The organism is Salipiger sp. ABN3_019, assembly GCF_056158605.1.
In genome coordinates, this window is sequence record NZ_JBSWTP010000009.1 from 2,413,127 (window position 1) to 2,438,562 (window position 25,436).

Below are 25,436 nucleotides of genomic sequence, written 5' to 3' on the forward strand. Positions count from 1 at the left end.
ATCCCATATACGTCCCATATCGGCTCTGGCCGTGCCAAGGCACCTCGTTTCCCCAGCGATCATTGCCAGCACGGAGGTTTCGTGAGGGATCAGGAAGCCGCGCAGATTACCTGCGCGGCTTCATACCCGATTCTGCATCCCATTCTTCCCGCGATCTTACTGCGTGTCGGCGATCTCATCGCTTTGGCGCACCCGCGCCACCAGATCGTCGCCCACCGTCTGCAGGATGTCGGCAAGCTCGGTGAACCACCCCTCCTGATGACTGGACGCACGCCGCGCCAGCGCCACAAGCCGCGACGGTTCGGGCCGCGCAAAGCGGCGTAGACGCATGCCGGGCGAGGCGCGCAGCTCGGTCAGCGCCGCCAGCTCGGGCATCAATGTGAGGCCAAAGCCCGCCGCCACCAGCCGCGACAGCGTCGACAGCGAGGTCGCGCCCATGTTGATCCGCGCGTTGCCCCTGCCCCGTCCGCAGACCGCCAGCGCCTGATCGGTCAGGCAATGGCCATCCTCGAGCAGCAGAAGCTGGCTTTCCGCCAGACCCTCGGGGCTGGAGACGCGGGCGATCTGATCGAGCCGCGCGGCGCTGCCCGCCAGCAGGAAACGGTCTTCGAAGAGCGGCAGCACCTCGATCCCCTCATCCTCAATCGGCAGCGCCACCAGCGCCGCATCCAGCGCGCCGCTTGCCAGTTGCGCCAGCAGCCGCTCGGTTTTTGCCTCGGTGACCTCGACATCGAGCGAGATGTCCTCGGCGCGCAGCGCGGCCAGCGCCTCGGGCAGGAAATACGGGGCAATCGTAGGGATCACGCCCAGCGACAGACGCCCGGCCAGCCCGGCGCGGCGGCGCGCCGCCTGCTCCAGCCCGGCGATCTCGGAAAGTACCCGCTCGGCGCTGTCGAGCACCTCGCGCCCAAACGGCGTCAGCACCACATCGCGCGCATGGCGCTCCACCAGCGGGCCGTTCAGCGCCGCCTCAAGCTCTCGGATTTGCACCGAAAGTGCGGGCTGCGAGACATGGCAGGTTTCAGCGGCACGGCGGAAGTTCCGCTGTACGGCAAGGGCTTTGAAATAGCTCAATTGGCGCAGAGTGACAGGCATAATATTTTCTTATCACAGCGCAAGGAAACAGCAATTGGGAACTTATCGGCGGGCCTCTAGTTGAACGCTCAGCAAGTCATTCACGGAGGACGTCATGAGCAAGCGACTGACAACATCGGCCGGCGCACCGGTACCCAGCAACGAGACCTCGGCCACCGCCGGCCCGCGCGGCCCGGTCCTGCTCGAGGACTACCAGCTGGTCGAGAAGCTGGCCCACCAGAACCGCGAGCGTATCCCCGAGCGCGTCGTGCACGCCAAGGGCTGGGGCGCGCAGGGCACCTTCACCGTCACCCATGACATCAGCAAATACACCAGCGCCAAGCTGTTCTCCAAGGTCGGCAACACCTGCGACATCCTCTCGCGCTGGTCCACCGTGGCGGGCGAGCAAGGCGCAGCTGACGCCGAGCGCGACGTGCGCGGCTTTTCGATCAAGTTCTATACCGAAGAAGGCAATTGGGACGTTGTGGGCAACAACACCCCGATCTTCTTCATCCGTGACGCTTTCAAGTTCCCCGACTTCATCCGCACGCAGAAACGTCACCCCAAGACCAACCTGCGCTCGCCCGAAGCCATGTTCGACTTCTGGGCCGCTCAGCCCGAGTCGGTACATCAGGTGACCATCCTGATGTCGGACCGCGGCATTCCCAAGAACCCGATGCATATGCACGGCTACGGCTCGCACACCTTCTCGATGTTCAACGACAAGGGTGAGCGCTACTGGGTGAAGTTCCACTTCCGCTGCCAGCAGCCGATCGCGAATTACACCAACGAGCAGGCCGAAAAGCTCGTGGGCGAAACCCGCGAGAGCTATCAGGAAGACCTCTACAACGCGATCGAGGAAGGCAAATTCCCCAAGTGGGAGCTGAACATTCAGGTGATGGAAGAGGAGCAGGCGGCAGAGCTGGACTTCAACCCGTTCGACCTGACGAAAGTGTGGTCGCACAAGGACTTCCCGCTGATCCCCGTCGGCATGCTGGAGTTCAACAAGAACCCCGACAACTACTTCCAGATGATCGAGAACGCGGCCTTCTCGCCGTCGAACAAGATCCCCGGCATCGGCTTCTCGCCGGACAAGATGCTGCAGGGCCGCCTGTTCTCTTACGCTGACGCGCACCGCTATCGCCTTGGCACCCACTACGAGGCGCTGCCGGCCAACGCCCCGAAATCGCCGGTGCACCACTACCACAAGGACGGCGCGATGCGGTTCTTCCCGCCGCAGACCGGCCATATCGACGCCTATTACGAGCCGAACCAATATGAGGACTCGGCCAAGGCAGACCCCTCGGTGATGGAGCCGCCGCTGAAGATCTCGGGCGACGCCGACCGCTATGTGCAGGAAGACAAAGACGCCGATTACGTGCAGCCCCGCGCGCTTTATGCCGAGGTGCTGGGCGATGACGAGCGCAAGCGTCTGCACCTGAACATGGCCCGCGCCATGGCGCCGGTCTCGGACAGCGTGCGCGAGCGGTGGTATGCCGTTCTGGGCCGTGTGCACCCCGACTATCTTGCTGGTGTGAAACAGGCCGCCGCCGACCTCGAAAGCGGCAATATCGACGATTATCCCGGCATCCCGGTCACCGACGACACGCCGGTGCGCGCCGCGGAATAACCGCCTGTCCCCGCGGGGACAGCTCAAAATGACGAAGGGGCGGCGCCGATCGGCACCGCCCCTTTTGCATGGCATCCCTGCGCGAGCCGGCTCAGCCGATCAGGCCGCCCCCCGCCGCATCCACTTTCTCGTAATGGCTGCGAAGGCGTTGCAGGGCGATGCGCAGCACCACCTTGCCCGAGCGCGCCGCCCAGCCCATGCGCCGCTCGGTCTCTTCCAGCCCTTCGAGGTAGCAGCAGCAGCGCAGCGCCGCATCACCCAGCCCCGGCCCAAGCTCGCGCAGCGCGGCGGCGAAGCGCGCGCGGGCTGCGTCGCCGCCCTGCGCCGGCAGATCACCGGCATCGACGCGCACCCCGGCGGTCAGGAACTGATCCCAGTTCTGCGTCACCCTCGGCCCCATCTGCGCCAGTTCGAAATCCTCGCGCAGACGCTCGCCCGCGCGCACCAGACCGTCCTCGAGAAAGCGCTGCCCGTCCCTGTCGCGCCGCCGCGCCAGCACCGCCAGCGGGCTCTCGCTCAGCGCAAAGCGGCGCTTGCCGCGCGGGTCGGCGTCTTCTTGTTCCAGCGCGGCCTCGGCCTCGCGTCCGCTGTCGAACCCCGCCTGCGCCTCGGCAAAGCCGCGCAGGCGGCTCTCCTGCTCGGCCAGCAGATGCCCCAGCGCGCTGCGCCCCGCCGCGGTGATCCGGTAACGCGAGATGCGGCCCGGCGCGTCGCAGCGGATCCAACCCTTGAGCGCCATGGCCTGCGCCACCGGCGCCGAGACCACCGCGGTGCGCGCCGAGCCACCCTCGGCGCCATCGCGCACCACCACCGCCTTGTCCATTTCCGCCGCGACCGCGAGCATCGCCCCGCTTTCGCACAGCCGTCTCAGCACCCGGCGCGCCTCGCGCGACAGGGTCGCGGCATCGGGTGTCGTCCCGTCGATTTCGGGGGTCTTCATCGCTCTGCCCTCCTTGGCATGGGGCACGCCTGCGCCGCGCGTTGCGCCAAGTCGGCGCAGCGCCTCATCCACCAGCGGATCATCCCGCAGCAGTTCCATCCGTCGCACCTGCCGCAACACCGTCGAGGCATGGCAGCCCTCTTTCCGGGCCAAAGCGCGAATGCCCGCCCCCCCTTCGGTATGCGCAAGATAAAGCCGTGCGATCTCTGGCACCCAGGCCGGAAGGCCCGTGTCTTTGGCGTGGTGTTGGCTCGAAATCATTGAACAAGTCCCCCTAAGCTACGCCCTGATTTTGCAGGGTTTTCCACAGTGAACCTGAAACCTGCGCGCTGCGATCTTAGGTAAAAGTTAATGATTTTAGGAATTTACGAGACTTATCCACAAAATATAAACATACGTGAATGCCGCGTACGCAAACATTGACCAAGCGGCAACATGGGGGAAAACCGTGCAAGGCTCATGTCCTGTTCCACATCCGGGAGATGAGCGATGCAAGACCTTCACAGCCGCCTTGGCGCGATGCGCCGCCCCCGCCTTTTGGTGCGGGCCGCGCGCATCGGCGCGAGCGAGTATCGCCGCCGCCCGCATCTGGCGCGGCTGCTGGGCGGACCCTGCCCGCCGCAGCATGGGGCGGCGCTGCTGCAGTTGATGGAATTGGAAGAGATGCTTGATGATGGGCGCCAGCGCCGCGCGGCGGATTACTCTGCCGCGCAGCATGTGGAGCTTTTGGCCGCGATTATCGGCGAGGCGCGGTCCCTGCAGGTCGCCGCGCGGCCCAGCGCCTGAGCGCCGCCCTCAGAGGAAGGCGTCGGGCACGGCGGCCTTCTTGCGCGCCACGTAATCAGAGAGCGCAGCCTCGACATCGGCGTCGATGGCGGGCTGCTCATAGCTCGCCAGCAGCGCCTTCACCCGCGCGCTCGCCAGTTGCATCGTGTCGCGCGCGCCCTCTTCGGACCATGTCTCAAAGGGTTTGTAATCAAAGAGTTCCGAGCGCCAGAAGGCGGTCTTGAAGTTCTCCTGCGTGTGCGCGCAGCCAAGGTAGTGCCCGCCCGGGCCGACCTCGCGGATCGCGTCCAGCGCCAGCGTGCTCTCGTCCACTGTGATGCCCTGCGCGAACTTGTGCAGCGCGCCCAGCTGATCGGCGTCCATGACGAATTTCTCGTAGGACGCCACCAGCCCGCCCTCGAGCCAGCCGCAGGCGTGCAGCATGAAGTTGACCCCCGCCTGCAGCCCCATGTTGAGCGAATTGGCGCTCTCATAGCCCGCCTGCGCGTCGGGCAGTTTCGAGCCGCAGAAGCCCCCCGCCGAACGGTAGGGCAGCCCCAGCCGCCGCGCCAACTGGCCAACGCCATAGGTGATCTGCGAGGCCTCGGGCGTGCCGAAGGTGGGCGCCCCGGAGTTCATGTCGATCGAGGTGACGAAGGCGCCGAAGATCACCGGCGCACCCTTGCGCACCAACTGGGCGTAGGCGATGCCCGCCATCCCCTCGGCCAGCACCTGCGTCAGCGTGCCCGCCACCGAGACCGGCGCCATCGCGCCGCCAACGATGAAGGGCGAGACGATGCAGGCCTGATTGGCCGCGGCGTAGACCTCCAGCGCGCCCATCATCGTGTCATCGAAGGTCAGCGGCGAGTTGATGTTGATCAGAGAGGTCATCACCGTGTTGTCGCGCACGAACTCCTTGCCGAAGAGGATCTCGCACATCTCGACGCTGTCGCGCGCCCGTCCCGGCTCTGTCACCGAGCCCATGAAGGGCTTGTCCGACAGCGTCATATGGGCGTGCAGCATGTCGAGGTGACGCTTGTTCACCGCCACATCGGTGGGCTCGCAGAGCGTGCCGCCCGAATGGTGCAGCCAGCGCGACATCTGCCCCAGCTTCACGAAGTTGCGGAAATCCTCGATGGTGCCATAGCGGCGCCCTTTCTCGGCGTCCTGCACGAAGGGCGGGCCATAGACCGGCGCCAGCACCAGCGAGCGCCCGCCGATCTCGACGCTGCGCGCGGGGTTGCGGGCGTGCTGGGTGATCGTCGAAGGGGCATGAGCGCACAGCTGCCGCGCCAGCCCGCGCGGAATGCGCACGCGCTCGCCCTCGATCTCCGCCCCGGCCTCGCGCCAGCGCTCCAGCGCGGCGGGGTTGTTGACGAAATTGACGCCGATCTCTTCCAGCACCGTCTCGGCGCCAGCCTCGATCATCTGAAGCGCTTCTTCGTTCAGCAGCTCGAAGTTGGGGATGTTGCGTTCGATGAAGCGCGCCGTCTCGACCTGAGCCGAGCCGCGCGCCGCGCGCCGTGCCGCACCACCGCCGCTGCGTGTCCGTTTCCGCGTTTCCGTCTCAGACATGGCGCCTCTCCCGTTCCGTCGCATGCCCCTCAGTAGTAGCCCGGACCGGCACTGGCCAGAGCCGAGTTTTGCGCCGCCCTGCAGACAAATGCGACATCTCCGCGCCGCTTGGCGGCACGAAACGGCTTCTTAAGCTGTATCCGGTTAGCATGTTTTCAGGGTGCGGGGCTTTGCATCAAGGCCAAAGGGGGCTCACCATGAGGGATGAGCAACTGACAACGCAGGGGCGTGAAGCAGAGGCGCATGCGACAGAGGCGCGTGCCACGGACGCGAACGCAACGCAGGCGTGTCCAACAGAGCCGCGACCGCTCGGCAGCGCCGAAATCGGCGCATTGGCGCATCTGTACCGCAGCGAGGTCTACCGCTGCTCGATCTGGCGCACCCGGCTCGACACCACGACCAACTGGGCGGTGGTGACGCTGGGGGTGGCGCTGTCGATCGCCTATGCCGCCCCCGACGCTTCGCCGCTGCCGCTGGTGCTGGTGGGCATTCTGAACCTCTTCTTCCTGACGCTGGAGGCGCGGCGCTATCGCTACTGCGATCTCTGGCGCCGCCGCTTCCGCAATATGGAGATGAACTTCTACGGCCCGATGCTGGGCGCCGCCGCGGGCTCTGACCTCTGGGCGCAGGACTTGCGCACCGACTACCGCCGCCCGGTGTTCCGCATCAGCTATCTGCACGCCATGGGGCGACGAATTCGCCGCTGCTATTTCTGGATCATGCTGATCCAGATCCTCGCCTTTGTCGGCAAAATCACCGTGCACCCTTTCAGCGTGACATCGCTGCAAGAGGCGCTGGATCGTGCAGCCGTCGGGTCGGTGTCCGGCGCGGTCATGGCCTTCGGCGGGCTGATCTACGCGGCCAGCTTTGCGGCGCTGGCGCTCTGGAGCTGGCGGCTCGATCGGAAAGATCAAATTGAAAACGATATTCCCCAGCCTGATGCGATCTACTGAGCGGCGATTAAGCCCCGGTTCAGACCTGCCGGGCAAAATCATCGCGGTTCTGGATGCTGGGAATGCGAGAGGCAGAGCGCGATGGGACGGGCAGTGAAACTCGCCGTGACACAGGCTGTGAGACACGCCGTGAGACTGGCCGTGAGCCAGACTATAAGGCAGGCCGCGAGAGTCGCAGGCAGAAGCGCGCGGTGTATGGCGTCTCTAAGGGCTCCCTGTCTTCTGGCGCTGTTCGTGTTCGCCGCGGGACTGCTGCCGCTCGAAGCATGGGCAGAGGCGAAGGTCACCTACCCGCCTGCAGGGCATGACACCGGGCATGACAACGGACACAGAAGCGCGGCGTCCTCCCATGGCGCTACGCAGAACGGCAGCCAGACCGCAGCGCATGGCGTAGCGCAAAGCGCCGCGAGCGACCATAACGGCGGCCATGCTGCACCGATCCCCGAGGAAAGCGGCGCGCTCTGTCAGGACTTCGGCCCGCAAACACCGCGCGACATCGGCAATCGGCACGGGCTCAACCCCGCCGGTTTCACCCTCGCCCCGCCGCCCGAAGAGATGAACCTGTGCAACATTCACACCCACACCAACGCCGAACACCTCGGCCCCGGCTTTTCGATCTACGCCGGACCGGGCGAGCATGGCGGCTTCAAATGTGCGGGCTCGCAAGGGCTTTCCGAGGTCGAACTCACGCGCCCGCATGGCAGCCCCGCGCGCTTTGATGGGGTGGAGCCCGGCGACACGATCGAGGTGCATTGGGTCTATTCCTCCTGCGCGATCTCGCCCGGCCCCGGACTGGGATCCTGCCTCTCGGATGCCTGCTCAAACCCAGAGCTGCGGGTGGAATTGCAGGTTTTTTTGGTGGTGAACGACCCCAACGCGCTGGATTTTCGCGACTTCATCTTTTTCGGCACCATGCGCGAGGGGCGCTATCAGGCGCGCGGCCTGCCCACCGGCACCGGCGCGCCAGTGGTGTTCCGCGGCTCCACCACTGGCCCCAGCTACAGCCAGCAGGTCTGCTCGCCGCTGCAGGTCACTTGGTCGGTCCGGCCCCGCTGTGCCCGGCTCGACATCTCGACCCTCGACGCATGGGCCGGCATGGGCAATGTCTTTGAAGAAACCCACAGCCACGGCGTGCGCAGACTGGTGACCGCCCCGGCGCTGCTCAGCCAGATCGAGTGAACCGCGACGGATGCCCGCGCAGAGGCTCGCGAACAAGACGCGGCAAAGCCTGCCAATCGCCCGCCGATGCGGGTATCAGCGGGCGCGATCCGCCTTGGAAATGCGGCAAATCCCTTCAGGCCGCACCCAGCCTCTTGCGCGTTGCGCGCCGCCCGCCTAAAGCAGCCGCATGACCCAGCATGATCGCCTCCTCATCATCGACTTCGGTAGCCAGGTGACGCAGCTTATCGCGCGGCGCCTGCGCGAGCTGAACGTCTACTGCGAGATCCACCCCTATCAGAATGTCACCGACGACTTTCTGAAGGAGTTCGCCCCCAAGGCCATCGTCTTCTCCGGTGGCCCCGACAGCGTGACGCGCGAGGGCTCGCCTCGCCCGCCCAAATCCGCCTATGACCTTGGCGTGCCGATCCTCGGCATCTGCTACGGCCAGCAGGTCATGATGCATGACCTCGGCGGCAAGGTCGAAGCCGGCCAAAGCCACACCGCAGAGTTCGGCCGCGCCTATGTGACGCCGAACGACGACCGCCTCGACCTGCTGTCGGGCTGGTTCCTCGACGGCACCGGCCGCGAGCAGGTGTGGATGAGCCACGGCGACCACGTCTCGGAACTTGCTCCGGGCTTCAAGGTCTTCGCCACCTCGCCCGGCGCGCCCTTCGCGGTGACCGCCGACCCCGAGCGCAAGTTCTACGCCGTGCAGTTCCACCCCGAGGTGCACCACACGCCGAACGGCAAGACGCTCTACGAAAACTTCATCAAAGAAGCCGGCTTCACCGGCGACTGGACGATGGATGCCTATCGCGAAGAGGCCGTGCGCCAGATCCGCGAACAGGTGGGCGACGCCAAGGTGATCTGCGCGCTTTCCGGCGGCGTCGACAGCTCGGTCACCGCCGCGCTGCTGCATGAGGCGATCGGCGAGCAGCTGACCTGCGTCTTCGTCGATCACGGGCTCTTGCGCCTCAATGAGGCCGACGAGGTCGTCGCGATGTTCCGCGATCACATGAACCTCTCGGTGATCCACGCGCAGGAGCAGGACCTGTTTCTTGGCGAGCTCGAGGGCGTTTCCGACCCCGAGACCAAGCGCAAGATCATCGGCAAGCTGTTCATCGACGTGTTCCAAAAATACGCCGACGGCATCGAGGGCGCGCAGTTCCTCGCGCAGGGCACGCTCTATCCCGATGTGATCGAGAGCGTCAGCTTCTCGGGCGGCCCGTCGGTCACCATCAAGTCGCACCACAACGTGGGCGGCCTGCCGGAGAAAATGGGCCTCAAGCTGGTCGAGCCGCTGCGCGAGCTCTTCAAGGACGAGGTCCGCGTGCTGGGTCACGAGCTTGGCCTGCCCGCCAGCTTCATTGGCCGCCACCCCTTCCCCGGTCCGGGTCTGGCGATCCGCTGCCCCGGCGAGATCACCCGCGAAAAGCTCGACATCCTGCGCAAGGCGGATGCGGTCTACATCGACCAGATCCGCAAGCATGGCCTTTATGACGAGATCTGGCAGGCCTTCGTGGCGATTCTGCCGGTGCGTACCGTGGGCGTGATGGGCGATGGCCGCACCTATGATTACGCCTGCGCGCTGCGCGCGGTGACCTCGGTCGACGGGATGACGGCGGATTACTACCCGTTCAGCCACGAGTTCCTTGGCGAGACCGCGACGCGGATCATCAACGAGGTGAAGGGCATCAACCGCTGCACCTATGACATCACCTCGAAGCCTCCGGGCACGATCGAGTGGGAATGATCTGATATAGATAAAGGCCGGGGTTCGCCCCGGCCTTTTGCTTTGCGGCTGCCTAGCCGCTGTTTGGCGGGGGTGCCGCCTGCGAAAATCCGGCGCTTCCGGCCAGGCTTCCGGTCAGCCCGCAACCAGCGAGCCCACGCGCGCCACCTGCCCGCCGCCCACCGGCGCGGCGACACCCGTGGTCGAGGGCCCGGAGGTCGGCCAGCCCTGCGCCACGCGCACCGCGAGAAAGCCGAAGGCCTGCGCTTCGAGCATGTCGCCGTCGAGCCCGGCCTCTTCCACCGGCACCACCGGGCAATCGAGCCCTGCCGACAGCATCGCCATCATCACCGGATTGTGGCGACCGCCGCCAGTGACCAGCAGCCGCTCGGGCGGGATCGGGCAATGCTCCATGCCCTGCATCACCGCGGCGGCGGCCATCGCCGTCATCGTCGCGGCGGCATCGGCGTCGGAAAGCTCGCGCACCAGATCGAGCATCAGCGAGAAATCATCCCGATCGAGGGATTTGGGTGGCATCCGGCGGAAGAACCCCTCTTCGAGGAACAGCTCCAACGCGCCATCAACCACCTCGCCCTTCGCCGCCAGCTGCCCGTCGCGGTCACAGTCGAGGCCGAGCCGCTCGCCCACCAGATCGTTGATCGGCGCATTGGCGGGCCCGGTGTCGAAGGCCAAAAGCGCGCCCGGCGCCTCGGGCGAGGTTTTGCGCGGATCGACCCATGTGAGGTTGCCGACGCCGCCGAGGTTGAGAAAGGCCACGGGCCGGGTTGCCCCGATCTTCTTGGCGCAGGCGAAATGGTAGAAGGGCGCAAGCGGCGCGCCCTCGCCCCCCAGCGCCACATCGGCAGAGCGGAAATCCCACACCACGTCGCGATCCAGCGCCTCGGCCAGCGCCGCGCCGTCGCCCAACTGATGGGTGCCGCGGCCCTGCGGCTCATGCGCCAGCGTCTGGCCATGAAAGCCCACCAGTTCGGCCTCGGGGAATTGCGATAAAAGCTCGATATGCGCGCGCTGCGTCACGTCGAGCGCCGCGGCCAGAACCTCGGCGTTCTCCTCGACCGGCCAGCACCCGAGGGCCGCGCGCAGCACGGACCGCTCGGCCTCGGAATAGGGCCGGTAGCCCGTGCGCCCGAACTCGTGGATTTCAGCGCCATCGGTGCGGATCAGCGCCGCGTCGACCCCATCGAGAGAGGTCCCCGACATACACCCAAGTGCCCAAACGGAGCGTGCACCCAACTTGCCCTTCACCTTCGCCTTCCCCGCGCTTATAGGAACGGTCGAACTATAGAAGGGATCCGCGATGACCTACCATCCCAAATCGGACTTCATGCGCGTCATGATCGAGCGCGGCTATCTGGCCGACTGCACCGATTATCAGGGCCTCGACGAGGCGCTGAGCAAAGGCGTGGTCACCGCGTATATCGGCTATGACGCGACGGCGAAATCGCTGCATGTGGGCCATTTGCTCAACATCATGATGCTGCGCTGGCTGCAGAAAACCGGGCACAAGCCGATCACCCTGATGGGCGGCGGCACCACCAAAGTGGGCGATCCGTCGTTCCGCTCGGACGAGCGCCCGCTGCTCGGGCCCGAGCAGATCGACGCCAATATCGAGGGCATGAAGCAGGTCTTCGCCAAATACCTGCAATACGGCGGCGGCGAGACCGACGCGCTGATGCTCAACAACGCCGAATGGCTCGACGGGCTCAACTACCTCGAGTTCCTGCGCGACATCGGGCGGCATTTCTCGGTGAACCGCATGCTGAGCTTCGAGAGCGTGAAATCGCGCCTCGACCGCGAGCAGTCGCTGTCGTTCCTCGAGTTCAACTACATGATCCTGCAGGCCTATGACTTCCTTGAGCTGAACCGCCGCTATGGCTGCGTTCTGCAGATGGGCGGCTCGGACCAATGGGGCAATATCGTCAACGGCATCGACCTGACCCGGCGGGTGCTCGACAATGAGATCTACGGCCTCACCTCGCCGCTGCTGACCACCTCGGACGGCCGCAAGATGGGCAAGAGCCAGGGCGGCGCCATGTGGCTTAACGCCGATATGCTCTCGCCCTACGAGTTCTGGCAGTTCTGGCGCAACACCACCGATGCCGACACCGGCCGCTTCCTCAAGCTCTACACCGAGTTGCCGGTCGAGGAATGCGAGCGGCTGGGATCGCTGCAGGGCTCGGAGATCAACCAGGCCAAGATCATCCTCGCCAATGAGGTGACCACGCTGTGCCACGGCGCCGAGGCCGCCGCCGCCGCCGAGGCGACCGCGCGCGAAGTCTTCGAAAAGGGCGGCGTCGGGGATGACCTGCCGACGCTGGAGCTTTCCGCCGAAGAGATCGGCGACGGCATTTCCATCGTGCAGGTGATCGTGCGCGCGGGCCTTGCCAAATCGGGCAAGGAGGCCAAGCGCCTGATCGCCGAGAATGGCGCGCGTATGGATGACGCGCCGCTGACCGACGCCGGGCTGATGCTCGACGCGGGCAAGCTGGCCGCGCCGGTGAAGCTCTCGGCGGGCAAGAAGCGCCACGCACTGGTGAAGCTGGGCTGAGCCCCGACTTTTCCGCGCAGAGATCAGGGGCGGCGCCGCGGGCGCTGCCCCTTTTCAGTTTGAGGGGCCATGCCGTTCGCTGGCCCGAAACCGTGGCCGCGCTGCATCGCCGTGCAGATCGGGTCTTGCCCCCGACGCAGCGCCGGGCCAGTCTCGCGCCGCGAGAGGACCCCATGACCAAGACCATCACACAGTCCGGTAAACAGCCCGGTAAAAGTTCCGGTTTTATCGGTGGCGCGATGCGCTGCCACGCGCAGGGCGGACCCACCCGATGAGCGCGGTGCAACTGACCGGCACGATGACCGCCCCCGAAGACCGCGCCGATGCCGTGCGCGCCGCCATGCCCGAGCACATTCGCCTCAGCCGCGAAGAGCCGGGCTGCGTCTTTTTCGAGCTTCGAGAAACCGATCCCGGTGTATTCGAGGTCTCCGAGCTTTTCCTGAACCGCGCCGCCTTTGACGCGCATCAGGCGCGCACCCGCGCCAGCGACTGGTTCCGCGTCACCTGTGATCTGCCCCGCGACTACGACGTGGCCGACCTGTGAGCGCGCCGCTCGCCGCCAGCGCCGCGCCGAGCGCGGTGCCAAGGGCCGCGCTGTGGATGATCGGCTCGATCATCTCGTTCAGCGCCATGGCGGTGGCCGGACGCTATGTCAGCTCCGGCCTCGATACCTTCGAAATCATGCTCTACCGCTCGCTGATCGGCGTGGCCATCATCAGCGCCGTGGTGCTGGGCACTGGTCGGCGCAAGACCATCACCACGCGCCATATGGGCACGCAGATCACCCGCAACCTGTGCCATTTCACTGGGCAGAACCTCTGGCTCTATGCGATCACCGTGATCCCGCTGGCGCAAGTCTTTGCGCTGGAATTCACCGGACCGATCTGGGCGCTGCTGCTGGCGCCGCTGGTGCTGGGCGAGCGACTCACATGGCCGCGCGCCGGTGCCGCGCTGATCGGTTTTCTCGGCATTCTGATCGTCACCCGGCCTTCGCCCGAAACGCTTTCGCCGGGGATTTTCGCCGCCGCCGGGGCGGCCATCGGTTTTGCCGGATCGGCGATCTACACCCGCAAGCTGACCCGCAGCGAAAGCACGCTGTGCATCCTCTTTTGGCTGACGGTGACGCAGGCGGTGATGGGCCTCATCTGCGCGGGCTATGACGGGCTGATCGCCCTGCCCTCCGCCGCCGCATGGCCCGGCGTGGTGGTCATCGGCCTTGCCGGGCTCTGCGCGCATTTCTGCCTGACCACCGCGCTTGGCCTTGCGCCTGCCTCGGTGGTCATGCCGATCGATTTCACCCGACTGCCGGTGATCGCCATCGTCGGCATGCTGCTCTATGCCGAGCCGCTCGACCCATGGGTGCTGCTGGGGGCGGCGATCATCTTTGCGGCCAATTACGCCAATATCCTGCGCGAGACCCGCGCCGCCCGCCGCGCGCTGGCACCGCATGGCTGATCGCGGGATTTGACGCCGCCCGCGCGCGCAAGTACCTGTCGGGGCGGACGAATGGAGAGCCGAAGAATGCTGTATAACACCGCCGCCGAGTGGCGCGACGCGCCCCGCAAGCACGTGGTGCTCTTTGCCATGTCGGGGCTTGGGAAAACCCATGTCTCGTCGATGCTGCGGCAGTCGGGGGATTGGTTCCACTATTCGATCGATTACCGCATCGGCACGCGCTACATGGGCGAATATATCGCCGACAACGCCAAGGCCGAGGCGATGAAGAACCCGTTTCTGCGCGAGCTTCTTCTGTCGGATTCGATCTACATCGGCTCGAACATCACCTTCGAGAACCTCACGCCTGTCTCCACCTATTTGGGCAAGCCCGGTGATCCCGCGCGCGGCGGCCTTGCCATGGACACCTACCGCCTGCGGCAGGAACAATTCCGCCGCGCGGAAGAGCAAGCCTTGCTTGATACCGGCTATTTTATCGAACGCGCGCAGCAGCTTTACGGCTACCCGCATTTCATCTGCGACACCGGCGGGTCGATCTGCGAATGGGTGGATGCCGAGAACCCGGCGGACCCGATCCTGACCGAATTGTCGCGGCAGGCGTTGATGATCTGGATTCGCGGCAGCGAGGCGCATACCGAGGAACTGGTGCGCCGCTTTGACCGCGCGCCAAAGCCGATGGCCTATCAGCCGGAATTCCTGGCAAGTGCGTGGACGGCCTACCTTGATGAGAAAGGGCTCGTTGAAAGCGCCGTGGACCCCGACGATTTCATTCGCTGGACCTACGCGCGGGCTTTGGCGCACCGGCAGCCGCGCTATGAGGCGATGGCCCGGAACTGGGGCATCACGGTCGAGGCCGCCGATATGGCGACGGTGCGGGACGAAGCGGATTTCACCGAGGTCGTGGCACACGCGCTGGCGGCGCGGGGCTGAACCACCGGCACAGGGCTTCTTCGTGGCGCGGGGTGCATGAGGCAGCGCATCAGGCGCAGAGCCTCGGGACCCCGATGTCCCAATGCCCCCAACCCTGAGGTCACGCGGCGGCATTGTCTTCCCGGCCCACCTGCCCGGTCGGAACGCCAAGCCGGAAACCCTGAATGAGATGCGAGAGTTTGCCCGCGTCGCCGCGCAGCATATGGGCGGCCGCCGTGCTCTGCTCGACCATGGCGGCATTCTGCTGGGTGACCCGATCAAGGTTGCTGACGCCGGTGTTGATCTCGGTCAGCCCTTGCGCCTGTTCCGAAGCGACGCCAGCGATATTGCTGACGAGCGCCGAGATCTGGCCGACCTGCGCCACCACTTCGCTTAGCGCCTCGCCGGAGCGTTCCACCAGTTCCACGCCGTCGCGCACCTGATCGGCAGAGCCGCTGATCAGCGTCTTGATCTGCTGCGCCGCGTCAGAACTGCGCTGCGCCAGCGCGCGCACCTCGGAGGCAACGACCGCAAATCCTTTGCCGGAAGATCCCGCGCGCGCGGCCTCGACCCCGGCGTTGAGGGCCAGCAGATTGGTCTGGAAGGCGATGTCGTCGATCACCCCGATGATCTCATTGATCTGCTGCGAGCTGCGCTCGATCCCGCCCATGGCTTCGACCGCCGAGCGCATCACCTCGCCGTTCTGATCGGCCAGTTTCGAAGCGGTCTGCACGCTGTTTTCCGCATCTCGGGCCGATTGCGCCGCGTCGCGCACGCTGGAGAGCATCTGGTCAAGCGCGGCGGCGGTTTCCTCGAGGGTCGCGGCCTGCGTCTCGGTGCGGCGGGACAGGTCGTCAGAGGCTTTGGCGATCTCTTCGGCGCTGCCATGGATATTGAGCGCGCCTGCATTCACCTCGGTCATCGCGGCGCGCAGGCTTTCGACCGCGCGGTTGTAATTGCCCCGCAATTCTTCGTATTCATCGGGGAATTCTTCCCGAATGCTGCGTTCGAGCGAGCCCTCCGCCAATTCGTTCAGCGCCTCGCTCAAGTGGCGCACCACGCGGTTCTGCGCCTCATGCGCCCGGCCTCGTGCCTCCTGAGCATCGCGGCCCCGGCCCAGCGTTTCGGTCAGATCCGCCAGATGCCGCGCCAGCTCGCCAAACTCATCGCGCCGACCGTGCATCGACAGTTCGACATCGTAATCGCCTGCCGCCACCCGTGACATCGCCTGTTGTAGGGCGGCCAGCGGTCGCAGGATCACCCGGCGCAACCAGAGCAGCGACACCAGAAGCATCAGCGCAAGGCTGCCCGCCCCGGTGAGCAGCATAAGTTGTCGGTCCCAGGCGGTGGCGGCCCGCAGCCCGGCATCACTCCAGACCTCGGCGACGGCGGCCACTGGGGCGGCGTCAGCTGTCAGGCGTTCCGGGACCGCCACCATCTTTCCTTGCGCGCCGCTCTGCCGCTCTCCGCTTTCAAGCGCCGCGCGGGCCAGCGCCTGAAGCTCGGGCAGGAGTGGCCCCAAATCGCCGGCCTGAGCGAGAATCTCTCCGGTGCCGGAGATGACCATCCCGCCGATAAGATCAGGGCCGCTGCTCTCCAGATGATCCGCAAGAAGCGTCCCGACCCGTTCTGCGTCGCCGAAGCGGATCGCTGGCAGCAATGTGTCCGCCGCAGCGTCGATCGACTGGCGCGCAGTGGCCTCGATCCCAAGCGCGGTCACACGGTCGCCCAAGCGCCATGCTTGCCAGGCCAAGAGCCCGGCGACCACAAGCGTCGCCAGCACGACCAGCCCGGCGACCTTGAAGAACACCGACCCCGGGAAGAGGCGCAGCGTGCCGATCTTGCCCGCGAAGCGGGCGGCCCGGGCCCTCACTGCAGCATCTCCGCGTCGAGCCCGGCGGTCAGCGCCCCCAGCGGCGCACCGCTGTCTGGGTCGGCGACGGTGACGGAAACCTGCACGAGGTAATGCTGGCTCGATTCGTCAAACTCCACCGCGCCCACGTGCCGCGCGCCCGCGCCTTGCGGGAAGGTCTCGAGAAACTTCGCCTCGTCCCCCTGCCAATAATCGGACGTCACATGCGACATGGCCACGTTCAGCCCCTGCCCGTCCATGACGAAAACTTCGGTGACGAGCCCGCCGGAAGCCTGCGCATGGCTCATCAGCATCTGCGACACCGGGTTTTCCAGCACCGGGGAGATTGTCGGTGTCTCGGCAGCGCCGATCTCGGCCCGCCAGCGCGCGTCGAGCGTGTCGATCTGCGCCGCATCATAGCCCGATGTCGCTGCATTCTGCTCTGCAATCGCTGCGAGGATCTGAGGATCGGTCAGCAATGGCGTGACCTGCGCCGCGATTGCCTGCTGCAGCGCTGCCGCGTCCACCTGCTGCGCGCGCGCAGCGCCACTGCAGAGGAGGGTGCAAAGGCAGGCGAGCGACAGCGCACCGGCAGCCAATGCGCCGTAGTGCGCCCGAGGCAGCCCCCCGAGGGGACGCGATGGATTGGCGTGATCACTTGAATTCTTTGGGAAACCGTCGGCTGTGCCGATCATGACAGACCTCCGCAGGCAAGGGGCATATCTCCTGCTCTAAGCCCGATTTCCTCACGTCCGGTTAAGACGCACCGCATATTTGCCCCGATATTCCATCGGGTTTCCCCCGCTTGCACCAGCTTGCAGCGGCGTCCGCGCCGGGCCAGAAGGGGGGCGAGAGCCCTTCGGAGACCGTCATGACCTATGTGATCCTTGCCTTCGCCGTGCTGGCCGAGACCATCGGCACCGCCGCCCTGCAGGCGAGCCAGCAATTCACCCGCCCGCTGCCCTCGGTGATCGTCGTGGTCGCCTATGCCGCGGCCTTCTACCTGCTGGCGATGGTGCTGCGCGCCATGCCCGTGGGACTGGCCTATGCCATGTGGTCGGGGCTGGGGATCGTCTTCATCTCGATCATCGGGCTGGTCGCCTTCGGGCAGAAGCTGGACCTGGCGGCGATCCTCGGGATGGGGCTGATTGTTGCCGGGATCCTCGTGATTCACCTGTTTTCCGGCGCCTCGCCGCATTAGGGCTGGCTTTTTGTCGCCTGCGCAGATAACCCGCGCGCAAACCTCCCTTCAAAGGCATTCCTATGGACCTGCGCAATATCGCGATCATCGCACACGTTGACCATGGCAAGACCACGCTTGTGGACGAGCTGCTCAAACAGTCCGGCGCGTTCCGCGAGAACCAAGCCGTGGCCGAGCGCGCCATGGACAGCAACGATCTCGAACGCGAGCGCGGCATCACCATCTTCGCCAAGCCGACCTCGGTGGAGTGGAAAGACACCCGCATCAACATCGTCGACACCCCCGGTCACGCCGATTTCGGCGGCGAGGTGGAGCGTATCCTGAGCATGGTCGACGGCGTTGTGCTGCTGGTGGACGCGGCCGAAGGCCCGATGCCGCAGACCAAATTCGTGACCTCCAAGGCGCTCGCCCTCGGCCTGCGCCCGATCGTCGTTCTGAACAAGGTCGACAAGCCCGACGCCGAGCCCGACCGCGCGCTCGACGAGTGCTTTGACCTCTTCGCCTCGCTGGGCGCGGACGAAGACCAGCTGGACTTCCCGCATATGTACGCCTCGGGCCGCAACGGCTGGGCCGACGCCGAGCTCGACGGGCCGCGCAAGGACCTTTCGGCGCTGTTCAACCTCGTTGTGAACCACGTCCCCGCCCCCAAGCAGATCAAGCATCAGGACGAAGATTTCCGCATGCTGGCGACCACGCTGGGCAGCGATCCCTTCGTGGGCCGTCTGCTGACCGGCCGCATCGAGAGTGGCCGCGTCAAAGTGGGCCAGACCGTGCAGGCGATCAGCCGCATCGGCCAGAAGATCGAACAGTTCCGCGTCACCCGCGTGCAGGCGTTCCGTGGCCTCGCGCAGGCCGACATCGACGAGGGTCTGGCCGGCGACATCGTCTCGCTCGCAGGGATGACCAAGGCGACCGTGGCCGACACGATCTGTGCCCTCGCCGTGGATGAGCCGATCGACGCGCAGCCGATCGATCCGCCCACCATCACCGTGACCTTCGGCATCAACGACAGCCCGCTGGCTGGCCGTGACGGCAAGAAAGTGCAGTCGCGGGTGATCCGCGAGCGCCTGATGAAAGAAGCCGAGGGCAACGTCGCGATCAAGATCGCCGACACCCCCGGCGGCGAGGCTTTCGAGGTGTCCGGCCGCGGCGAACTGCAGATGGGCGTTCTGATCGAGAACATGCGCCGCGAGGGCTTTGAGCTCAGCATCTCGCGTCCGCAGGTGATCATGAAAGAAGAAGACGGCCAGCGCATGGAGCCGGTCGAGGAAGTCACCATCGACGTCGACGACGAATACACCGGCGCGGTGATCGAAAAGCTCACCGGTCCGCGCAAGGGCGAACTGGTCGAGATGAAGCCCGCTGGCGCCGGCAAGACCCGCATCGTCGGCCATGTGCCGTCGCGCGGTCTGATCGGCTACCACGGCGAGTTCCTCACCGACACCCGCGGCACCGGCGTGCTGAACCGCGTGTTCCACGGCTGGACCGCACATAAGGGCGCGATCGAAGGCCGCCGCGCCGGCGTGCTGATCTCGATGGAAAACGGCGAGGCTGTGGCCTATGCGCTGTGGAACCTCGAGGACCGCGGCAAGATGTTCCTTGGTGCGCAGGCACCGGTTTATCAGGGCATGATCATCGGCGAGCACAGCCGCGAGAATGACCTGGAAGTGAACCCGCTGAAGGGCAAGAAGCTGACCAACGTCCGCGCCTCGGGCACTGATGAAGCGGTCCGCCTGACCACGCCGGTCACCCTGTCGCTGGAAGAGGCCATTGCCTACATCAACGACGACGAACTGGTGGAAGTGACGCCGAACGCGATCCGTCTGCGCAAGCGCTACCTCGACCCGCACGAGCGCAAGCGCCAAGCGCGCAGCCAGTAAGCCGAAGCGCCGCAGGGGCCAGCCCCCGCACACGGGATCAAGCGGGGGCCAGCCCCCGCACGCAGGTTTTAGCGGGGGCCAGCCCCCGCACCCCCGGCGTATTTTTAAAGAGAAGAAGATGCAGAGCGGTCCCTTCGGGGGCCGCTTTTTCTTTGCCGGTTGCACCTGAACGGGCGCGCCGGGTCTGACAAAGGCGTGAGGAGGCGCAACTCTTTACGCTAGGTCCGCTTTGAGACGGAGACGGCCCAATTCTCCCTCCCGAAAGGATTTTTCATGACCCGCCCCACATTGCTCGCGCTCGGCGCCTCGCTGCCTGTCCTGCTCCCCGTCGACGTGCTTGCGCAGGACGCCGACCGCCGCCTTCTGACGGGGGCCGAAGTGGTCACCATGCAGGGTGGCTGGACCGAGCCGCAGGCACTGGACATTCTCATCGAGGACGGCCGCATCGCCGAGATCGGCCCCGATCTCACCGCGGAGGGCGCCGAAGAGATCGACCTTTCGGGCCATGTGATCACCCCCGGCCTCGTCGATGGGCATTGGCATATGTGGAACACGATCGCCCGCGGCATGGCGCGCTCGGAGCGCGGCGGCTTCTCGCAGACCATGGGACCGCTGGCCAAGGTCTGGACGCCCGAGGCCTCGGCGCTCTCGGTGAAGCTGGGCATGGCGCTGGCGGTGAACTCGGGCATCACTTGGGTGAACAACTGGGCGCATAACACCGTCTCGCCCGCGCATGCCGACGCCGAAGTGGCCGCCATGCGCGACAGCGGCGTGCGGGGGCGGTTCAGCTATGGCTATCCGCAGGCGGCGGGCGAAGGCGAGATGATGGATCTTGCGGACCTGCGCGCCACCGCCGAGGATTGGGAGAGCGGGAAGATCGGCCTCGGCGTTTCGCTGCGCGGGCCGGACCGGTCGGAGCCCGAAGTCTGGCAGACCGAGATCACCACGGCCCGCGAACTGGGCCTGCCGGTGACCTTCCATATGGGCGGCAGCGCGGATGCCGCCGCGCAGCACAATGCGCAGGCGCTGCACGAGGAAGGCATGCTGGGCGAGGACATCCATGTGGTGCATATGACCTCGGCCCCCCGCGCGGATCTGGAGACGCTGGCCGAGAGTGGCAGTCCGCTGATCATTTCGCCATGGACCGAGATGCAGGTGGGCTATGGCGTGCCGAACCCGGCGCTGATGCAGGCGGCGGGCCTCGATATGGCGGTCTCGGTCGACAACACGGTGCTGGCCGGGCAGATCAACATGTTCGAGGTGATGCGGCTGACCGCCGATCTTGGCGATGGGTTCTCGCAGGCGCAGCAGAGCCTGACCGATGCCACCGTCTTTGACTGGGCCAGCCGTCAGGGCGCGGCCTCGGTGCAGGCACCCGAGGGCGTGGGCGTGCTGCAGATCGGCGGCCCGGCGGATCTGATCGCGGTGGACACCGAGAGCCTCAACACCCAGCCCTCTGGCAGCATGGATTTCCTGCTGACCCATGCGGCGGATCCGGAGGATGTGTCTTTCGTGATGATCGGCGGCGAGGTGCACAAACAAGACGGTGCGCTCACCCGCGTCGACATCCGCGCGCTGACCCGCGAGGCGGTGCAGATGCTGGATGAGATCAAGGCGGCGGCCGCCGACGGCTGAGGCTCAGGCTGGCGTTATTCGGGCGTCAGGCGGGCGTCAGGCGGTCACCGATGCGGATCGCGCCGGGGTGGATCACCTCGGCGCACCAGCCGCCATGGCCGCGCATGGCGTTGTAACCGCCCTGCCCCAGCGCCTTTTCCATCCGCGAGCAGGGCGCGCACACCGTGGTGAAGCGCAGACGCGCCTCGCCGAGCGTCACCTCCCGCCCGCGCAGGGCCGAGAGGTTGATGCCAGAGATGACGAGGTTGCGGCGCAGCACCTCGGGGGGCAGCGCCTCATGGCCGCAGAGCGCGGCGATGACCGGCAGATGCTCGGCCTGAATGAGCGTGACCGCGCGTTTGCCGGGGCGGCCATGGTCGCCCTCCAGCCCGGCCTCGGAAATCAGCGCCTCGGGCACAGAGCGCAGCGGCGCAAGGCGCTCGGCGCGCAGGCCGATCCAATCGAGCCGGCCCGGCGCGTGATGGGTTTCCAGAAGAGCCTTGAGGCTCACCGGATCATTCGGAGGTTTCGACGATCAGCAGCTCGCGCTCGGACGCGCCGCGCGCGTGGCTCAGGGCCTCTTGGTACTCGGGCGAGTGATAGCAGGTCTCTGCCGCCTCGACCGAGGGGAATTTCGCCACGACATTGCGCGGGCGTTCCTTGCCCTCAAGCTGCACGAAGCGCCCGCCCCGAGCGATGAACTGCCCGCCATGCGCGGCAATCGCCGGGCCCGCCAGCTTGGCATATTTGCCATAGGCCTCTTCGTCCGTGACGGTGACATGGGCGATCCACAGTGCGGGCATCAGTTCATTCCTTCGACGATGACGAGATCCCGGTTCGACGCGCTGAGCGCGATGGGCAGGATCCGCTGGTATTCGGGCGAGTTGTACCAGCGCTCGGCGGCGATGCGGCTGGGAAACTCGATGATCACGTGACGGCCCGGCCCATCGCCTTCGACAAAGCTTTGCGGGCCGCCCTTCACAATAAAGCGCCCGCCGAATTTCTCGGCGAGCGCAATGGTTTGGCCGGCATAGACGGCGTAATCCTCGTAATCGGTCACATCGATGCGCGCGATAACGTAGGCAGTCATGTAGGTCCTCCTCCCTCGGGGTTCGCTCAGCCCGCCAGCACGGCCTCGGCTGCGGCGATCGCCGCGTCGGCCTGCGCCGCGTCCTTGGCACCACCTTGGGCGAGATCGGGACGGCCACCGCCGCCCTTGCCGCCAAGCGCCGCAACCGCCGCCTTGACCACATCGACCGCTGAAACCGAACCCGTCAGGTCCTCGGTCACGCCTGCCGCGACGGCCACCTTGCCGCCGGTGTCGGCGATCAGCAGCACCACGCCCGAGCCGAGCCGCGATTTATGCTCGTCGATGAGCGGCGGCAGGTCCTTGCCCGAAACGCCCGAAAGCACCTGGCCGACGAACTTCTTGCCGTTCACCTCGCGCGCCTCGGCACCGCCGCCCTGCCCGGCGCCACCGGCCATGGCGAGATCACGGCGCAGCTGGGCCACTTCGTTTTCCAGCTTGCGGCGCTCGTCGAGCAGCGTGGCGACGCGGGTCACGGCGTCTTCGCCCGAGACCTTGAGCAGCGCTTCGATACCCGAGAGCGCCTTGTCGCGGCCACGAAGCTCGGCCATGGCAGCCTCGCCGGTCAGCGCCTCGATGCGGCGCACGCCTGCCGAAGATGCCGTCTCCGAGGTCAGGGCGAACATGCCGATATCGCCGGTCTGGGCGACATGGGTGCCGCCGCAAAGCTCCAGCGAGTAGGTCTGCCCGTCCGAGCCTTTGCCCGAGCCAGCCAGCGTGCCCATGGAGACCACGCGCACCTCGTCGCCGTATTTCTCGCCAAAGAGCGCCTGTGCGCCGATGGCGCGGGCGTCGTCGGGGGTCATGATGCGGGTGCTCACCGCCGAGTTCTGGCGGATGAAGGTGTTCACCTCGGCCTCGACCTTGGCCACTTCCTCGGGCGTCAGCGCCTTGGTGTGCGAGAAGTCGAAGCGCAGGCGCTCGGGCGCGTTGAGCGAGCCGCGCTGTGCGACGTGATCGCCAAGCGCGCGGCGCAGCGCCTCGTGCAGCAGGTGGGTCGCCGAGTGGTTGGCGCGGATCTTGCCGCGGCGCTTGTGATCCACCTCAAGACCCAGCGCGTCCCCTTTCGAGAAGGTGCCGGATTTGACCGTGACCATATGGCCGGTGATCTTGCCGCCCGCCAGCTTCTGCGTCTCGGTGACCTCGGCCTGATCGTCCTCATTCTCGAGGCGGCGCAGCCAGCCGGTGTCGCCCACCTGACCGCCGCTTTCGCCGTAGAACGGGGTCTGGTTCAGCACCACCCAGCCGCTTTCGCCCGCCGCCAGCGTATCGACGGCCTTGCCGTCCTTGACCAGCGCGAGGATCTGGCCCTCGGCGGTTTCGGTGTCGTAGCCGAGGAAATCGGTGGCGCCCTTCTCTTCGGCGATGTCGAACCAGATCGCCAGATCGGCGGCCTCGCCCGAGCCGGACCATGCGGCGCGCGCCTTGGCCTTTTGCTCGGCCATGGACTTGTCGAAACCCTCGGTGTCAACCTCGCGGCCACGCTCGCGCAGGGCGTCCTGCGTCAGATCGAGCGGGAAGCCGTAGGTGTCATAGAGCTTGAACGCCGCCTCGCCGGGCAGCTTGGCACCTTCGCCAAGACCGACAAGCTCGTCGTCGAGGAGCTTGAGGCCGCGGTCGAGCGTCTGCTTGAAGCGGGTTTCCTCGAGCTTCAGCGTCTCTTCGATCAGCGCCTGCGCGCGGTGCAGTTCGGGATAGGCGGCGCCCATCTGGCGCACCAGCGCCGGCACCAGCCGGTGCATGACCGGATCCTTCGAGCCCAGCATATGCGCGTGGCGCATGGCGCGGCGCATGATCCGGCGCAGCACGTAGCCGCGGCCATCGTTGGAGGGCATCACGCCATCGGCGATCAGGAAGGAGGTCGAGCGCAGGTGGTCGGCGATCACCCGGTGGTGGGTCTTGCCCGGACCGTCGGGATCGGTCGAGGTGGCATCGGCCGACGCCTCGATCAGCGAGCGGATGAGGTCGGTGGCGTAGTTGTCATTGGTGCCCTGAAGCAGCGCGGCAACCCGCTCGATGCCCATGCCGGTGTCGATCGACTGCATGTCGAGCGCGCGCATGGAGCCGTCTTCGAACTGCTCGTTCTGCATGAAGACGAGGTTCCAGATCTCGACGAAACGGTCGCCGTCTTCCTCGGGCGATCCCGGAGGGCCACCCCAGTATTTCTCGCCGTGATCAAAGAAGATCTCGGTGCAGGGGCCGCACGGACCGGTCGGGCCCATCATCCAGAAGTTGTCGTTCGTCGGGATGCGGATGATCCGGTCGTCGGACAGGCCCGCCACTTTCTTCCAGATGTCGGCGGCCTCGTCATCGGTGTGATAGACGGTGACCAGAAGCCGTTCCTTGGGAATATCGAGCTCTTTGGTGATCAGCTCCCAGGCGAAGGGGATCGCCTCGGACTTGAAGTAATCTCCAAAGGAGAAGTTCCCCATCATCTCGAAGAACGTGTGGTGGCGCGCGGTGTAGCCCACGTTGTCGAGGTCATTGTGCTTGCCACCGGCACGCACGCATTTCTGCGCGGTGGTGGCCCGCTTGTAGTCGCGATGTTCGACGCCGGTGAATAGGTTCTTGAACTGAACCATCCCGGAGTTGGTGAACATGAGCGTGGGGTCGTTGCGGGGAACAAGCGGGCTCGAGGGGACGATCTCGTGGCCCTGCTTGGCGAAGTAGTTCAGAAACGTCGAGCGAATGTCGTTCAGCGTGGGCATGGGTGTTCTCTTGCGCCTCGTCTGCGGGTTCCGGACGGGTGTATATCTCCAACCCCGCCCTGTCCATAAGCCGCCCGCGAAAAGCGTGGACTGGATACTGGTGGTAGCGACAGCACCGCAAATGCAACGCGAGCCGGGCGCGCGCCTGCCCGTGGGGTGGCGCTGCAAGTGTCGAGGTCAGCACTTTATCCCAGCCAAATCCGCGCAAGACATGAACGCCGTGCTTCATGCCCAAAGCGCCAGCCCGCCCCGCACGCCAAAGGCGTGCAACACTCAAGATGCGCACCTCTGGTGCGACGGGCAGGCGCTCGCCCGGCGGCTTCGCCTTGGT

The 25,436-nt window shown here is 66.1% G+C and carries 22 protein-coding genes; 12 read left to right on the forward strand and 10 right to left on the reverse strand.

The genetic code is table 11. The features are described 5' to 3' along the window. Positions 1-156: 156 nt before the first annotated feature. The gene (locus ACXAD2_RS19825) at positions 157-1,095 is read right to left on the reverse strand and encodes a LysR substrate-binding domain-containing protein (RefSeq protein ID WP_475173456.1); all 939 of its coding nucleotides are present in this window, start codon (positions 1,093-1,095) and stop codon (positions 157-159) included. Positions 1,096-1,189: 94 nt separating this feature from the next. Here ACXAD2_RS19825 and ACXAD2_RS19830 point away from each other — a divergent pair, with 94 nt between their 5' ends. Further along, positions 1,190-2,704, forward strand: a complete 1,515-nt coding sequence (locus ACXAD2_RS19830) for a catalase (protein ID WP_475173459.1) — start codon at positions 1,190-1,192, stop codon at positions 2,702-2,704. A gap of 91 nt (positions 2,705-2,795) precedes the next feature. On the opposite strand, the gene ACXAD2_RS19835 is transcribed toward ACXAD2_RS19830, so the two are convergent. After that, positions 2,796-3,905, reverse strand: a complete 1,110-nt coding sequence (locus tag ACXAD2_RS19835; protein ID WP_475173462.1) for a DUF6456 domain-containing protein — start codon at positions 3,903-3,905, stop codon at positions 2,796-2,798. Positions 3,906-4,133: 228 nt separating this feature from the next. On the opposite strand from ACXAD2_RS19835, the gene ACXAD2_RS19840 reads away from it, so the two are divergent. Further along, entirely contained in the window at positions 4,134-4,430 is a 297-nt protein-coding gene (locus tag ACXAD2_RS19840; protein WP_475173465.1) for a DUF6477 family protein, read from the forward strand. A gap of 9 nt (positions 4,431-4,439) precedes the next feature. On the opposite strand, the gene ACXAD2_RS19845 is transcribed toward ACXAD2_RS19840, so the two are convergent. Continuing rightward, positions 4,440-5,984 (reverse strand): trimethylamine methyltransferase family protein, encoded by a 1,545-nt coding sequence (locus ACXAD2_RS19845; RefSeq protein ID WP_475173468.1) that lies wholly within the window; start codon positions 5,982-5,984, stop codon positions 4,440-4,442. A gap of 197 nt (positions 5,985-6,181) precedes the next feature. On the opposite strand from ACXAD2_RS19845, the gene ACXAD2_RS19850 reads away from it, so the two are divergent. The 3 genes from ACXAD2_RS19850 (at position 6,182) to guaA (ending at position 9,851) form a co-directional block, all read left to right on the forward strand. Next, positions 6,182-6,937, forward strand: a complete 756-nt coding sequence (locus tag ACXAD2_RS19850; protein ID WP_475173471.1) for a DUF2270 domain-containing protein — start codon at positions 6,182-6,184, stop codon at positions 6,935-6,937. 234 nt (positions 6,938-7,171) lie between these two features. After that, entirely contained in the window at positions 7,172-8,116 is a 945-nt protein-coding gene (locus ACXAD2_RS19855; RefSeq protein WP_475173473.1) for a delta-class carbonic anhydrase, read from the forward strand. A 169-nt stretch (positions 8,117-8,285) separates the two neighbouring features. Continuing rightward, the gene (gene guaA / locus ACXAD2_RS19860) at positions 8,286-9,851 is read left to right on the forward strand and encodes a glutamine-hydrolyzing GMP synthase (protein ID WP_066100638.1); all 1,566 of its coding nucleotides are present in this window, start codon (positions 8,286-8,288) and stop codon (positions 9,849-9,851) included. Between the two features lie 114 nt (positions 9,852-9,965). Here guaA and ACXAD2_RS19865 read toward each other — a convergent pair whose 3' ends face one another. Next, complete coding sequence (locus ACXAD2_RS19865) at positions 9,966-11,051, reverse strand: anhydro-N-acetylmuramic acid kinase (protein ID WP_475173478.1); 1,086 nt, start codon at positions 11,049-11,051, stop codon at positions 9,966-9,968. 97 nt (positions 11,052-11,148) lie between these two features. Here ACXAD2_RS19865 and tyrS point away from each other — a divergent pair, with 97 nt between their 5' ends. From tyrS to ACXAD2_RS19885, 4 genes are all read left to right on the forward strand, one after another. Then, complete coding sequence (gene tyrS / locus ACXAD2_RS19870) at positions 11,149-12,399, forward strand: tyrosine--tRNA ligase (protein ID WP_475173481.1); 1,251 nt, start codon at positions 11,149-11,151, stop codon at positions 12,397-12,399. Positions 12,400-12,670: 271 nt separating this feature from the next. Continuing rightward, complete coding sequence (locus ACXAD2_RS19875; protein WP_475173484.1) at positions 12,671-12,943, forward strand: putative quinol monooxygenase; 273 nt, start codon at positions 12,671-12,673, stop codon at positions 12,941-12,943. A 56-nt stretch (positions 12,944-12,999) separates the two neighbouring features. Next, positions 13,000-13,854: a DMT family transporter gene (locus ACXAD2_RS19880; protein WP_475174978.1), complete on the forward strand. Its 855-nt coding sequence runs from the start codon at positions 13,000-13,002 to the stop codon at positions 13,852-13,854. A gap of 66 nt (positions 13,855-13,920) precedes the next feature. Then, on the forward strand, positions 13,921-14,784 hold the full coding sequence (locus ACXAD2_RS19885; protein WP_475173489.1) for an ATPase: 864 nt from the start codon (positions 13,921-13,923) through the stop codon (positions 14,782-14,784). A 100-nt stretch (positions 14,785-14,884) separates the two neighbouring features. Here ACXAD2_RS19885 and ACXAD2_RS19890 read toward each other — a convergent pair whose 3' ends face one another. Both ACXAD2_RS19890 and ACXAD2_RS19895 read right to left on the reverse strand, forming a co-directional pair. Then, entirely contained in the window at positions 14,885-16,636 is a 1,752-nt protein-coding gene (locus tag ACXAD2_RS19890) for a methyl-accepting chemotaxis protein (RefSeq protein WP_475173492.1), read from the reverse strand. Continuing rightward, positions 16,633-17,310, reverse strand: a complete 678-nt coding sequence (locus ACXAD2_RS19895; RefSeq protein ID WP_475173495.1) for a hypothetical protein — start codon at positions 17,308-17,310, stop codon at positions 16,633-16,635. The genes ACXAD2_RS19890 and ACXAD2_RS19895 overlap by 4 nt, the downstream gene beginning before the upstream one ends. 176 nt (positions 17,311-17,486) lie before the next feature. Here ACXAD2_RS19895 and ACXAD2_RS19900 point away from each other — a divergent pair, with 176 nt between their 5' ends. From ACXAD2_RS19900 to ACXAD2_RS19910, 3 genes are all read left to right on the forward strand, one after another. Next, the gene (locus tag ACXAD2_RS19900; RefSeq protein ID WP_164179104.1) at positions 17,487-17,816 is read left to right on the forward strand and encodes an SMR family transporter; all 330 of its coding nucleotides are present in this window, start codon (positions 17,487-17,489) and stop codon (positions 17,814-17,816) included. Between the two features lie 62 nt (positions 17,817-17,878). Beyond that, a complete protein-coding gene (gene typA / locus ACXAD2_RS19905) occupies positions 17,879-19,696 on the forward strand; it encodes a translational GTPase TypA (protein WP_475173498.1) in 1,818 nt (605 codons plus the stop codon). A gap of 273 nt (positions 19,697-19,969) precedes the next feature. Next, the gene (locus ACXAD2_RS19910) at positions 19,970-21,331 is read left to right on the forward strand and encodes an amidohydrolase family protein (RefSeq protein ID WP_475173501.1); all 1,362 of its coding nucleotides are present in this window, start codon (positions 19,970-19,972) and stop codon (positions 21,329-21,331) included. Positions 21,332-21,356: 25 nt separating this feature from the next. On the opposite strand, the gene ACXAD2_RS19915 is transcribed toward ACXAD2_RS19910, so the two are convergent. Genes ACXAD2_RS19915 through alaS form a run of 4 tightly spaced genes read right to left on the reverse strand, consistent with a single transcriptional unit; the run spans position 21,357 to position 25,105 of the window. Next, on the reverse strand, positions 21,357-21,821 hold the full coding sequence (locus ACXAD2_RS19915) for an MOSC domain-containing protein (protein ID WP_475173507.1): 465 nt from the start codon (positions 21,819-21,821) through the stop codon (positions 21,357-21,359). A gap of 4 nt (positions 21,822-21,825) precedes the next feature. Then, complete coding sequence (locus ACXAD2_RS19920; RefSeq protein ID WP_066100665.1) at positions 21,826-22,113, reverse strand: DUF1330 domain-containing protein; 288 nt, start codon at positions 22,111-22,113, stop codon at positions 21,826-21,828. After that, positions 22,113-22,400 (reverse strand): DUF1330 domain-containing protein, encoded by a 288-nt coding sequence (locus tag ACXAD2_RS19925; protein WP_475173517.1) that lies wholly within the window; start codon positions 22,398-22,400, stop codon positions 22,113-22,115. The genes ACXAD2_RS19920 and ACXAD2_RS19925 overlap by 1 nt, the downstream gene beginning before the upstream one ends. Positions 22,401-22,426: 26 nt before the next feature. After that, positions 22,427-25,105, reverse strand: a complete 2,679-nt coding sequence (gene alaS / locus ACXAD2_RS19930; RefSeq protein ID WP_475173526.1) for an alanine--tRNA ligase — start codon at positions 25,103-25,105, stop codon at positions 22,427-22,429. Positions 25,106-25,436 lie beyond the last annotated feature (331 nt).